This is a genomic window from Stutzerimonas sp. R40042, from assembly GCF_026642215.1.
In the GTDB taxonomy this organism is placed as follows: Bacteria; Pseudomonadota; Gammaproteobacteria; order Pseudomonadales; family Pseudomonadaceae; genus Stutzerimonas; species Stutzerimonas frequens.
In genome coordinates, this window is record NZ_CP113258.1 from 1,764,235 (window position 1) to 1,777,343 (window position 13,109).

At 59.7% G+C, this 13,109-nt stretch carries 10 protein-coding genes; 3 read left to right on the forward strand and 7 right to left on the reverse strand.

Features of this window, described 5'->3' with window-relative positions; translation table 11 throughout:
- Positions 1-38 precede the first annotated feature (38 nt).
- Positions 39-782: a class I SAM-dependent DNA methyltransferase gene (locus OUY36_RS08465; RefSeq protein WP_267937554.1), complete on the forward strand. Its 744-nt coding sequence runs from the start codon at positions 39-41 to the stop codon at positions 780-782.
- 80 nt (positions 783-862) lie between these two features.
- Here the strand turns inward: OUY36_RS08465 and OUY36_RS08470 are convergent, their stop codons facing one another.
- The 4 genes from OUY36_RS08470 to OUY36_RS08485 all read right to left on the reverse strand — a co-directional run bounded on the left by OUY36_RS08470 (position 863) and on the right by OUY36_RS08485 (position 3,457).
- Positions 863-1,306, reverse strand: coding sequence for a DUF2846 domain-containing protein (locus OUY36_RS08470; RefSeq protein ID WP_063543930.1), 444 nt, complete (start codon positions 1,304-1,306; stop codon positions 863-865).
- Positions 1,307-1,507: 201 nt separating this feature from the next.
- Positions 1,508-2,200, reverse strand: a complete 693-nt coding sequence (locus OUY36_RS08475) for a GNAT family N-acetyltransferase (protein ID WP_267937557.1) — start codon at positions 2,198-2,200, stop codon at positions 1,508-1,510.
- A 107-nt stretch (positions 2,201-2,307) separates the two neighbouring features.
- Positions 2,308-2,658, reverse strand: coding sequence for a TfoX/Sxy family protein (locus OUY36_RS08480; RefSeq protein ID WP_267937559.1), 351 nt, complete (start codon positions 2,656-2,658; stop codon positions 2,308-2,310).
- A gap of 76 nt (positions 2,659-2,734) precedes the next feature.
- Positions 2,735-3,457, reverse strand: a complete 723-nt coding sequence (locus OUY36_RS08485; RefSeq protein ID WP_267937561.1) for an FMN-dependent NADH-azoreductase — start codon at positions 3,455-3,457, stop codon at positions 2,735-2,737.
- Positions 3,458-3,574: 117 nt separating this feature from the next.
- Here OUY36_RS08485 and gcvA point away from each other — a divergent pair, with 117 nt between their 5' ends.
- On the forward strand, positions 3,575-4,480 hold the full coding sequence (gene gcvA, locus OUY36_RS08490; protein ID WP_267937563.1) for a transcriptional regulator GcvA: 906 nt from the start codon (positions 3,575-3,577) through the stop codon (positions 4,478-4,480).
- A gap of 151 nt (positions 4,481-4,631) precedes the next feature.
- Positions 4,632-5,864: a PDDEXK-like family protein gene (locus OUY36_RS08495; protein WP_170910695.1), complete on the forward strand. Its 1,233-nt coding sequence runs from the start codon at positions 4,632-4,634 to the stop codon at positions 5,862-5,864.
- Between the two features lie 916 nt (positions 5,865-6,780).
- Here the strand turns inward: OUY36_RS08495 and OUY36_RS08500 are convergent.
- The 3 genes from OUY36_RS08500 to OUY36_RS08510 form a co-directional block, all read right to left on the reverse strand.
- Positions 6,781-7,923: an FRG domain-containing protein gene (locus OUY36_RS08500; protein ID WP_267937565.1), complete on the reverse strand. Its 1,143-nt coding sequence runs from the start codon at positions 7,921-7,923 to the stop codon at positions 6,781-6,783.
- Between the two features lie 77 nt (positions 7,924-8,000).
- Positions 8,001-9,248: a ribonucleotide-diphosphate reductase subunit beta gene (locus OUY36_RS08505; protein WP_061374396.1), complete on the reverse strand. Its 1,248-nt coding sequence runs from the start codon at positions 9,246-9,248 to the stop codon at positions 8,001-8,003.
- 296 nt (positions 9,249-9,544) lie between these two features.
- Positions 9,545-12,430: a ribonucleoside-diphosphate reductase subunit alpha gene (locus OUY36_RS08510; protein ID WP_267937568.1), complete on the reverse strand. Its 2,886-nt coding sequence runs from the start codon at positions 12,428-12,430 to the stop codon at positions 9,545-9,547.
- Positions 12,431-13,109: the final 679 nt, after the last annotated feature.

Consider the following 13,109-nt stretch of genomic DNA (forward strand, 5'->3'; position numbering starts at 1 on the left):
AATATGCGCGCCCCATCGACCCCGCACATCAGGTCATCATGCCCGGCGACGCCCTCTATACCGACTTGTCGGGTTATTACGATCTCATGTGCGCGGACATCGACTACAGGGCGCAAAGCCACTGTGTCCAGCGATTGCAGCAGCTGTTCGGCAACGGCGGCACGAGGCATCTGGACCTCGCCTGCGGCACGGGCCCGCACGTCCGCCATTTCATCGATGCCGGCTATACCAGCGGCGGGCTCGACATCAACCAGCCGATGCTGGACAGAGCCGCCGCGCGCTGCCCGGAAGCGCAATTTTCCCTGCAGGACATGTGTGGCTTTGCGGTCGAGCAGCCGGCCGATCTGATCACCTGCTTTCTTTACTCCATCCACTACAGCGCCGGGCTGGCCAGACTCGAGTCGTGCATCGCCAGCGCGCATGCCGCGTTGGCCCCGGGCGGGCTGTTCTGCTTCAACGCCGTGGACAAGCGCCGGATCGACAACGCGTCATTCGTCTCGCACACGGCCCGGCATGCGGACGGCCTGTTCACCTTCAGTTCCGGTTGGCACTACCCGGGGGAAGGGGAGCAGCAACTGCTGAGGCTGCGCATCGGCAGAACCGCGGCGGACCAAAGCCAGGTCTGGCATGACGAACACAGGATGGTGGCGGTGAGCTTTGCCGAGCTGAGCGCGTTGCTGGCGCCGTATTTCGAGGTGCATGTGCTCGAGCACGACTATGAAAAGATCGTGCCCTGGGACGAGGTCTCGGGAAACGCGATATTCGTCTGCGTGAAGGTTTGAGCGGATCGCGGATAGAGCGGGAGCAGAAAAAAGCCCCGCAAGTGCGGGGCTTCTGTTTGGCGACGATTCTTTCCGCAGCGTTAGCGTGCTAGCTCGGTTTTCGCTACAGCTTGCTGGCCTTCGCTTTCCGATACTTCGGTCAGCTTCGCACCACCCACGAACACGCCCATTTTGATCGACTGACGCACGTAATGGTTCTTGCCAGCTATGGCGTCCAGTTCGATGAGGTTGTCGCTGAACTCGGACTCGGTAGCCAGCGTGTGCTTTCCGGGCGTGATGAGACGGTAGAAGTAGGTGTTAGCCGCTGTTTCGCCGACGACCTCATCGTCGATCTTCACCGTTTTCTTTAGAGCGGCTCCAAGCATGGAGTCGCGGAAGATGTACAGGCCGGCTTGATCCTGTGGAGGTGCCGGGAAAGTCTTGTACGCCTGGTCCTTTTCGGGTGATTCCATTGGGACCGATGCGCAGCCGGTCAGAATGGCAAAGCTCAGCGCCGCGGCGCTCATCATGAAATGCTTGAACATGAATACTCGTTCCTGAGTGTTAGGCGAATTGCCAGCAGATATTAAAGTGCTATCAACTGGCCGTTAACCCTCTGCAGCATCGAGCAAGTCTTGGTGAGCGGTTTTAGTGACGGGATTCACGCTAATGGCTGGGTGCGGCGGTGTACTGCCGAGCGATTGTCTGGTCTAGGTCTATCTTGCCTGTTCTGAACCTGGCAACGGCTAGTGCAGGCGTCGCGCCATCGACTGCTGCATCAGGTCCTGTGCCTGACGCGCCAGCTGATCGAGTAGTCGGTCGCGCTGTTTCTCCGCCTCGCTCATCGCCTTGCGGCCGTTCTGCTGCACCAGGTAGCTGTAGATCTGCCGGACTTCCTTGGACTGGAAGATCGGCTCCAGATCCTGCACCGCCACCGCACCGTTCGAAGCCTCGTTTCGCGTATTCATCACTACCTGCGGGCCGCGCGCCGCCAGTGGCTGAAAACCGAGCTTCTGGAAATAGGGCACCTTGCTCGCTACGCAGGCCACTTCGGCATGGGGATAGCGCGCCACCATCGCCTCGACCATGGCTTGTCCGATGCCCTGCCGGCGATGCTCGGCCTGCACCGCCAGATAAACCAGTGCACAGGCGTCGGGATCATCCAGATAGGGCAGGTACAGCGCGAAACCGAGCAGGATAGCCGGGTCGTCCGCATCCAGCGCCATGATCAGTTCGGGCTTGCCGGCTTGCGCACCGTCCATGCTGTCCAGATAGCGATGCACCTCGAAACCCACCACGTACTGGTACAGCTGATACAGCGGGTTGCTGGGCTGCAGCGAGACCGGGCTGATGTCACCGAGATAATCCACCACCATCTGCAGCACCTGGCTTTTCAGCGATTCCGGCGGCGGGGTGTCGAGGTGGGTGAGGGTGAACATGGCGGTGCTCCGGGGCGGTACGAAAAATGGCGCATTGTACCGGGCGGTATGCGACTGGCCAGGTGAAGCCGCAGGGCGATCGATGCTACGAACGATGCAGTCTGCCGCTATGGGGCAGCTATATCTGGCTTTTTCTTCCTCGGCTTGCGCGGTGCGGGGACCGGCAAGTGCTGCGCCGTCTCGATCACCAGGCGGCGCAGCACGTCGGCATCGTCCAGTAGCTCGTCGGCCACCGGATACAGCTTTGCGCCAGGGTACGGCGGCCGCTGCGGCAACTGCGGCGCAAGCGCTGCGGCCGCCGGGGTGGGCTTGATGAACAGGCTGTTGTCGCAGACCAGCGCGACGACCTTTTCATCCAGGTACACGGCGTACTCGCCGAACATCTTCCGGTAACTCAGCCTGCCGCCCAGGTCGATCTGTTCGGCCACGTATTGCATGAAGCTGTTATCGGTCGCCATGCGTGCTCCGCTGTCTCCACCCTTGTCGGCCGTAGAGCGTAGCGTGGAAAACGGAATGCTTTTTACGCATGGCCCGCTACACCGTAGCGCACTCGGCCTGCCGGTGAGCGCCAGGCAACGATGCCTCGACCGTTGCCTGGAGACTGTTGACCAGCGCATCGACCTGACGCAGCGCCTCGGCCACCGAACTGGCCAGCAGCTCGCCACCGATTTCCTGGCCTTCGATGGCGATCTGATGGATGCGGGTGATGCCGATGAAACCCAGCGCGGTCGCCAGGTTCGGCTCCAGATGGTTCATATGCGCCATCGCCCCTCCGGGGCCGAAGCCTACGCCACCCCGGGCGGTGAGGATGACCGCGTGCCGCTCCCGGTCCGCCAGCATGGGCACGTAGGGATCGAGCGGGTTACTCTCGTCCATGCCGACCGTGCGGTTCAGGCGCACCACCTGATCGATCCAGGCCTTGAGCGCCGCCGGCATGCCGAAGTTGTAGAGCGGCGTGCCGATGACCAGCACATCTGCGGCCAGCAGTTCGTCCACCAGCCTGTCGCTTTCGGCGAGCGTGTCGTTCATCCACGGCTCCCGGCGCTCTTCCGGGGTAAAGGCCGAGGCGATCCAGTCATGGCTGACGAAGGAGGGCGGGTTCTGGCCGATGTCCCGGTAGGTCACGCCATCCTGCGGGCGACGGACCAGCCATTGACTGACGAAGCGCTGGCTGAGGTTGCGGCTATGGGAGCCGTGCTCGTCCTTGCCGGCGAGGCCGGGGCGGGCGCTGGCGTCGAGGTGCAGAAGGTGCGTCATGGCGATTCTCCTCTGTAAAAGAATTCATCTGTCATTCGCGGCAGAGTCAGCCTAGGGCTAGGCTCTACGGGCGACAAACGACGATTTCTTCGAGATACAGATGAGGAAAACTCAGCCATGGCGCACCGTTGGTTACCCTCGCTTTCCGCCTTGCGCGCCTTCGAAGCGGCCGCCCGGCACGAGAGCGCCAAGCAGGCCGCGGAGGAGCTGTCCGTCACTGCCACGGCGATCAGCCACCAGATTCGTTCGCTGGAGGAGTCGCTCGGCGTCGCGCTGTTTCTGCGCAAACCGCGCAAGCTGGAACTGACCGATCAGGGACGCGAGCTGCAACAGACGCTGGAAGCCGCGTTCGACAGCATCAGCGCCACGGTCGAACGCCTGAGCGCGAAGCCCTGTCGCCAGGCGATCACCCTCAGCACCACACCGGCCATCGCGGTGCGCTGGCTGGTGCCCTGGGTCTGCCTGCTACGCGATTCCCATCCGGATATCGACCTGCGCTTTCACACCTCCCATGAACCGGTGGCGCTGGATGGCGTCACGGCGGATATCGCCATCCGCTACGGCGACGGCCGCTGGCCGGGGCTGGTGGCGGAGAAGCTGTTCGACAACACCTTCGTCCCGGTCTGCAGCCCGCACCTCGGCTTGCGTGATGTAGCCGAGTTGCCCAAACACCCGTTGATTCACTTCCGTGCGCAAGCCGCCTTGTCCGCCCCGATTCATTGGGCGTCGTGGCAAAAGCTCGCCAACGTGCCGGGGCTGGATGTGAGCGCCGGGCTGGTTTTCTCCGACGAGACCCACGCCATCTCCGCCGCCATCGGTGCGCAGGGCGTGGCGCTGATGAGTCGGCAGTTGATCGAGGACGAACTGAGGGAAGGGCGGCTGGTGCAACCGTTCGGGCCGGAGATGGAGGGCAAGCCTTTTCACCTCGTGTACCCGGAGAACCGTCGGGATGACCCGACGGTTCGGGCGGTGAGGGAGTGGGTGATGAGGGTGCCGGGTGGGTTGTGTGAGGTGGTGGGGTGATGTCTCTAAAACGTCTAGCAATCGCAGCTGCTTCGGTCGGCCTCGCGATGGCTGCACCGGTGTCGCGAATTGATAGATGGCTAAATGATGGCAATGTTTCCGTCATGCCCTATAGTGCGCGCTCACTAACAGCGGACCACAAGGACGCGGCATGGAAGAGCTGGCGAAACGTTGCCTTAAGCATTACCAGAGTTTGAATGCCAACAAGCAGCAGCAGATTAAAGAAGGGATGCATGACTACAGCCTGATTACATCAATGTTGAAGCCGTCAAACGAAGTGACGCTTCATTCACGCTTCCTCTGCTCCATGCTTAATCCGAAGGGCGCGCATTATCAGGGCAATGTATTTCTCAAACTTTTCCTCAAAGAGTTACCGGCCGGACTCCGAAACTTCATTGATCCCGATCGCGCCACGATCATTAGAGAAAAGGACAGTATTGACATCTTGGTACATGACGGTGAGCACGCGCTTGTCATCGAGAATAAGGTCTACGCAACAGATCAGCGCTACCAGATCAGTCGCTATATCGGTTGCGTGCAGAGAAAGTTATTTGGCGGTGAGCCGGATGTATCCAAACGGATAGCGGTGATTTACCTGAGCGCCAAACGTACCAATCCGAGCAAGAAGTCCGAGAGCCTGGCGGGGTTTGCACTCATTGGAAATATACTGCGCTGGAAGGGTTTCGCTGGCTGCAAGCCTCATCCTGATCTTCCAGATATTCAGGACGACCTGAACGTAGAAATACCTTTCCATCATGTTCCGTATTTCCCATCGCTGGTTCGGTGGGCTGAGAACTGCGCTGAAAAGGCGCCGGCTGGCGGCATACGAAACGCTTTTGACGAATACCTCCTCGTTTTAAAACGGTTGGAGAAACCCAAGGCTTGGAGAAAAGTCATGACTCTTGATAGCTACGCCATGAGCCTGCCGGACATGGATCAGCGTGAGATGTACGCATTTATGGTCGAGTCGCAGACGGCTCTGGATCGCTTTATTGCGGCGAGGTTGTTTGAAGGCCTTAAGGCGCTGTTCGGTGAAGTGGCGCTCTTGGAGCGCGGCCCGTTCAAAACGCTTGATGAAGACAGCCTATACAACTGGCTAACCAAGAAAGGCAAGGACAAGGATTGGGAGCGTGTGGGTGCCATCTTTGACGCTCCCATACAGCCGGTCGCGCTAGTTTTCGCCAGTGAGTTTGCCTATATGGGCGCTATGTGCGAGAGGCCGTTGTGGGACAAAGAATGTAGGGATGCCAATTTGATCCACGGGGGAGGCGTTAGGAGTCTTCTTCGTACGCAGCTGGACGGCGTGTATCGGTTTCTGCATTACATTCGTAAGCGAGCACTTCAGTGTGGGATTCAGGTGGCTTCGCTTGAGAGTGAATTGTAGAGCTAGAAATGGACGAGTTGCTTGGCGCATTGGTTCCGCCCTGCTGGGCGGGTTCCTTTTGGCAGTCGCCCCAAAAGGAACCAAAAGGTCTTGCCCCTGCATGCGGCCCTGCGCTTCGCTCCGGGTGCGTTCGCTCCATCGCCATTCCAGGGGCACGCCGCGAAGGGCCATCCCTGGCCCATCGCGGCTCTCGCGGCATCCATGCCGCTCAACCCCTTCCACGGCGATTCCGCTCACCCTCCTGAAGGGGCGGTTGGTGTCGCTTGATACCCTGCAAAAAAACCAAACAAGTGACGCTCGAACCTCCGGGCGACTCGGACTCCGATCTCTGTCAGGAGGCCGAGTGGAGGTGTTGCGTAGGGGACGAGCCGCATGGATGCGGCGAGAGGGCTAGGCGCCCCCGCATAAAGGGCCAAGGATGGCCCTTGTAAGCCGGCCCCCGGAGCAGCACCGCAGCGAGGGAAGTCTGGCCGCAGGCCAGACCCGGATGTCGGGGTGGCCTTCTCTTTGGTTACTTTCTCTTGGCCAGACAAGAGATACGTAGCGTAGCGGAGTAACAGCCGAAGGCTGGCCCGAAGGGTGAGCGAAGCGAGTCAAGTGACTCTCCGTGCAACGCGAAACCTGTCGATTGGGCCGAGGAAAGCGTGGCGGGGAACGCCAAACGGCGAGCCGGCAGGTCAAAAAATAAATCTGTCCCCCTTTCTTGCGTGGCGCCCGGCACTTGGGCGCGGCGGTAGCGGGCCATGGTGGCTCACCCTTGAGCGTTGTGTTGGCGGGAGGTCCGTATCGGTGGATAAGCAAAGCGTTATCCACCCTACGACATCTCAACAGCCCACGCCGCCGACGCATCGACGTTGCCGGAGGTAGGGTGGAAAACGGCGAAGCCTTTTCCACGCGTCACTTTCAGGCTACCTCGCTAGTACCCTTGTTGTTTTTTTATGTGAGCACACAGGCCGTCTAGATCAGGGAATATTGTTGAGTTGTTAATTCCGTATTTGGTCAAATGCTTCAAAAATGAAGGCTTCTGATTGCTTGGAATTATTAATTTTAAGATTTTTGGTTCATCTATTTCTTGGCAGCAGTCTGGATGGATCGTGAATGCGCCAGACTGGGCTGTGATTCTTTTTGAGCCATGCGCCGGAAGAAACTCAACAGGCTTGGTTAACTTCTGCATGTTGATTTTTTCTTCTCTTTTGTATTCTCTAGCTTCGTACAGGTAAACGGCTCCGTCGCGTTCGGGTAATTCTCTTACGGCAAAGAAGCACGCAACAAGAGGGCTAAACGTCCAATCCAGAAGTCGCGTGGGGAGGCCGTGATGCTGAGCAAGTGTCAGCCATTGAATATCATTGTCGGGCTGTTTTTCGAGATGAGGGCGCGAGTGCGCTTTGAAAACCCACATCATCTTATCTTCTCGGATTTTGTGCCCATCAGTTTCATGTCTGAACAAAGAAGGTAATAGCTTGAAGTTTCTGTCAGGAACGCCTCGGAACAAGTCGTTAGGGTCTGACGTGCTAACGCGTTCTAGAAAATCGCCCATGCTGGAAACTATAACTTCATTCTTGGTCGCAGTTAGATATGCGTCAGCAAATATTTCTGCATCCAACAAAGCGCCAAACAGATCCCGGCACTGAGATCTATATATCTTCTCTGCCTCTTTGTATTGTTCGTATGAGCTGCTAGTAAGAATGTCTTGTACAGTGCTTGTTCTGCTAGATCTTCTTAATTGATGATTTTTGGGGTGCATGCGGAGTAAAGCGAACTCGTTCTGTAAAAGCTGGAGTTCTGCGTGTGTGTTTACGAGGATCTCCGCGGAACCTAGGAAATCGTCTAGCTCGTCTGCAACCTGGCTGAAAAGTGGCTTGTCTGAAAGAAACTCATCCGTGATGCCATGTTTGATAATGGCGCGTTCTTGCACATCCCTCGATGGATTCACGTAGCAGTGAAAGTGTCTTCCTGTGAGCTCTCGATCCTTAACCTCTATAGCACCGACTTCGACAAGACGATCTTCGTGTTCTTGCAGTAAACCGGTTGAGTTGGTGCAGATGAATACTTGTTTCATATGTATAGTCTGAAAAAAGCCCCGCTTAGCGGGGCCTCTTACCTTTCCTTGGCTGCGTTCCGATTACGACCGTTGAATCAATCCCAACTCAACGCCCCACCAGTCTGATACTCAATAACCCGCGTCTCGAAGAAGTTCTTCTCCTTCTTCAGATCCATGATCTCGCTCATCCACGGGAACGGGTTAGTCGTACCCGGATACTCTTCCTTCAACCCAATCTGCGTCAGGCGGCGGTTGGCGATGAACTTGAGGTAGTCCTCCATCATCGCGGCGTTCATGCCAAGGACGCCACGGGGCATGGTGTCGCGGGCGTATTCGATTTCCAGTTGGGTGCCCTGGAGGATCATCTGGGTCGCTTCGTCCTTCATTTCGGCGTCCCACAGGTGCGGGTTCTCGATCTTGATCTGGTTGATCATGTCGATGCCGAAGTTCAGGTGCATGGACTCGTCACGCAGGATGTACTGGAACTGCTCGGCGGTGCCGGTCATCTTGTTGCGGCGGCCCATGGAGAGGATCTGGGTGAAGCCGCAGTAGAAGAAGATGCCTTCGAGTACGCAGTAGTAGGCGATGAGGTTCTTCAGGAACTGCTTGTCGGTCTCCGGGGTGCCGGTCTGGAAGGTCGGGTCGGAGATGGAGCGGGTGTACTTGAGGCCCCAGCTGGCCTTTTTCGCGACGCTCGGGATCTCGTGGTACATGTTGAAGATCTCGCCTTCATCCATGCCCAGCGATTCGATGCAGTACTGGTAGGCGTGGGTGTGGATCGCCTCTTCGAAGGCCTGGCGCAGGATGTACTGGCGGCACTCGGGGTTGGTGATCAGGCGGTAGGTGGCCAGCACGAGGTTGTTGGCGACCAGGCTGTCGGCGGTGGAGAAGAAGCCAAGGTTGCGTTTGACGATGCGGCGCTCGTCTTCGCTGAGGCCGTCCTTGCTCTTCCACAGGGCAATGTCGGCGTTCATGTTCACTTCCTGCGGCATCCAGTGGTTGGCGCAACCATCCAGATACTTCTGCCAGGCCCAGTCGTACTTGAAGGGGACGAGCTGGTTGAGGTCGGCGCGGGCGTTGATCATGCGCTTCTCGTCGACGCGCACGCGAGCAGCTTCACCTTCCAGTTCGTTGAGGCCTTCGCGCACGTCCAGTTCGTCCAGCGCGCGCTTGGCGCGGGCGATGGCGTCGGAGTCGTCAGCGGCAACGGCGCGGGCTTCTTCTACGGAACCGGCGGCTTCGTTGTCCAGCTTGGCGGCGGTCTGGCTTGCTGGCTGCGCGGCAGCGGTGGCCGGCGCGGCGGTGGTGGTTTCTTCTTCGTCGAATTCGTCCCAGCTCAGCATGTGCGATTGCTCCTGATCGGGGACCGGGGCTTGGCCGGTCGGATGTATGGGTGGCTTTTGGTTGTGCACGCAAAAGCGCGGAATCTGGTTTGGTGTTGCGCGTCATCGAGTGGATCACGGTGGATGTGGAAAGCGACATCCACCCTACGAATCAGACTACTCGGCGCGAGCGTGGAGCTGAGCGAGTGGCTGCTAGGCGGCTGCCGAGCCGGAACCCCTGAGCGTACAGCTGTACGTGATGGGGTCCGGTTTGGCGGCCAACGCCGCAGACGCCGCTCAGCTACGCGCGACTTCTATTACTGGCAGGCTTCGCAGTCGGGGTTATCAATACTGCACGCCAGCGGCACCGGAGCCGGCTTCGGCTCTGCAGCAGCCGGCGCGGCGCTGGCGGAGTTCGCCGCCTCGCTGCCACCACTGGACACGGCGTTCAGCTTGCCGGTGTTGATGGTGGACTTCTCGGTGCTGGTCGCGGCCAGGGCACGGAGGTAGTAGGTGGTCTTCAGGCCACGGTACCAGGCCATGCGGTAGGTCACGTCGAGCTTCTTGCCCGAGGCGCCGGCGATGTACAGATTCAGCGACTGGGCCTGGTCGATCCACTTCTGGCGGCGGCTGGCGGCGTCGACGATCCAGCGGGTTTCCACTTCGAAGGCGGTGGCGTACAGGTCCTTCAGGTCCTGCGGGATGCGCTCGATCTGCTGTACGGAGCCGTCGTAGTACTTGAGGTCGTTGACCATGACCGGGTCCCACAGGCCGCGGGCCTTGAGGTCGTGGACCAGGTACGGGTTGATCACGGTGAACTCGCCGGACAGGTTCGATTTGACGTACAGGTTCTGGTACGTCGGCTCGATGGACTGCGACACGCCAACGATGTTGGAGATGGTCGCGGTCGGCGCAATGGCCATGATGTTGGAGTTGCGGATGCCTTTCTTCACGCGCTCGCGGATCGGGGCCCAGTCCAGCGACTCGGTCAGGTCGACGTCGATGTACTTCTGGCCACGGGCCTCGATGAGGATCTGCTGAGAATCCAGCGGCAGGATGCCCTGGGACCACAGCGAGCCGTCGAAGCTGGAGTAGGCGCCACGCTCGTCGGCCAGGTCACAGGAGGCCTGGATGGCGAAGTAGCTGATGGCTTCCATGGACTTGTCGGCGAAGTCGATGGCGGCATCGGAGCCGTAGGCGATGTGCTGCAGGTACAGGGCGTCCTGGAAACCCATGATGCCCAGGCCCACCGGGCGGTGCTTGAAGTTGGCGTTCTGCGCCTGCGGCACGCTGTAGTAGTTGATGTCGATGACGTTATCGAGCATGCGCACAGCGGTGCGTACGGTGCGCTCCAGCTTGGCCGAATCCAGCTTGCCGTCGACGATGTGGTTGACCAGGTTGATCGAGCCCAGGTTGCAGACGGCGATCTCGTCCTTGTTGGTGTTCAGGGTGATCTCGGTGCACAGGTTCGAGCTGTGCACCACGCCGACGTGCTGCTGCGGGCTGCGCAGGTTGCACGGGTCCTTGAAGGTCAGCCACGGGTGGCCGGTCTCGAACAGCATCGAGAGCATCTTGCGCCACAGGTCCTTGGCCGGCAGGGTCTTGAACAGCTTGATCTTGCCGTACTTGGTCAGCTCCTCGTAGTACTCGTAACGCTCCTCGAAGGCGCGGCCGGTGAGGTCGTGCAGGTCGGGTACGTCGGACGGGGAGAACAGGGTCCACTGGCCGTCGTCGAAGACGCGCTTCATGAACAGGTCCGGAATCCAGTTGGCGGTGTTCATGTCGTGGGTACGGCGACGGTCGTCACCGGTGTTCTTGCGCAGCTCGAGGAATTCCTCGATGTCCAGGTGCCAGGTTTCCAGGTACGCGCAGACCGCGCCCTTGCGCTTGCCGCCTTGGTTGACCGCGACGGCGGTGTCGTTGACCACTTTCAGGAACGGCACGACGCCCTGGGATTTGCCGTTGGTGCCCTTGATGTAGGCACCCAGTGCGCGCACCGGGGTCCAGTCATTGCCCAGGCCGCCGGCGAACTTGGATAGCAGCGCGTTATCGCGGATGGCGTCGTAGATGCCGCCCAGGTCGTCCGGCACGCTGGTCAGGTAGCAGGAGGACAGCTGCGGACGCAGGGTGCCGGCGTTGAACAGGGTCGGCGTCGAGGCCATGTAGTCGAAGGACGACAAGAGGTTGTAGAACTCGATGGCGCGCGCTTCTTTCTGCTCTTCCTCGATGGCCAGGCCCATGGCGACGCGCATGAAGAAGATCTGCGGCAGTTCGAAGCGAATGTCGTTCTTGTGGATGAAGTAGCGGTCGTACAGGGTCTGCAGGCCGAGGTAGGTGAACTGCTGGTCACGCTCGTGGTTGAGCGCGGCGCCCAGCTTGGCCAGGTCGTAGCTCTTGAGCTTGGAATCGAGCAGCTCGAACTCGACGCCTTTCTCGATGTAGGCCGGCAGGGCCTTGGCGTACAGGTCGGCCATCTCGTGATGGGTGGCGCTTTCGGCTACGCCGAGGAAGCCCAGGGCTTCGGCACGCAGGGTGTCCATCAGCAGGCGCGCGGTGACCTGGCTGTAGTTCGGCTCACGCTCGACCAGGGTGCGGGCGGTCATCACCAGGGCGGTGTTGACGTCCTTCTCGGCCACGCCGTCGTAGAGGTTCTTCAGGGTCTCGCGCTCGATCAGCGCGCCATCGACTTCGGCCAGGCCTTCGCAGGCCTCCGTGATGATGGTCTGCAGACGGCCCATGTCCAGCGGCTGCTGGCTGCCATCGGCGCGGGTCACGCGGATGCTCGGGTGCGGCTGGGCGATGTCGCTGCTGTCGTTGGCGCTCTTGCGCTTGGCAGCCTGGGCTTCGCGATAGATCACGTAGTCACGGGCGACCTTCTGCTCGCCGGCGCGCATCAGGGCCAGTTCGACCTGGTCCTGGATTTCCTCGATATGGATGGTGCCGCCGGACGGCATGCGACGGCGGAAGGTGGCGGTGACCTGCTCGGTCAGACGCGCGACGGTGTCATGGATGCGCGAGGAAGCGGCAGCGTTACCGCCTTCCACTGCGAGAAAGGCCTTGGTGATGGCGACGGTGATCTTGTCGTCGGTGTAGGGGACGACGGTACCGTTGCGCTTGATCACGCGCAGCTGGCCCGGGGCGGTAGCCGCCAGATCCGGTGCATCGGCTGACAGCGGGTTCTCGCGAGTGGATTGGTTTTGCATGGGGGCTCCGGATTCTATTTTTTGATCGCGTTCTGAGTCTGTCTGCGCAGGCCTGGTCGGGCCCTCGCGTCGTTATTGCATGAACCTGCCCCGCATGGCGGCGCATGGTGGTATCGCAAGGAAATAGTCCTGACTCGGCCGCTCACGAGCTAAGTCGTTGCCGGAAGGATAGTCAGGCTGGAAAAACTGTCAACACAATATGTTGTGTTTTGTTATGGGTCAGAACACAGCTACTGGTTCTGCGCCTGAAGTCAGGGAGACGACTGTCGAAGGCTTGCATTAATGCTTGACCTGAGGCTGCCGACGGTGTTGCAGAGCAGTGAGACGCGTGGCGATAGCCTAGCGCTCGAAAATGTCTCGATTGTGTCACTTGGCCCGTCTAGGCCCAACATCTAGGGCCTGCGGCGCGCAAGGGCGACAAGATAATGCTGGCTCGAGGCCAATGCAAGGCAGTCTGCCGGGATAACCTGTGGATAACGTGTGTGCGGTTTGTGGGTGAAAGCTGGGCGTCCGGCCGCAACCCGCATGGCTCCGGCGCTTGGCTGAATGCCGACGAAATACGCTCCGCCGGGCATATTTTGATGATGGTCAATGACACAACATGTTGTGTTTGCTGATGCCCGCTTTTTGTGCATCGTTCGCGTCCGGGCGTTGGGTACAATGCGCGCTGTTCGGTTTG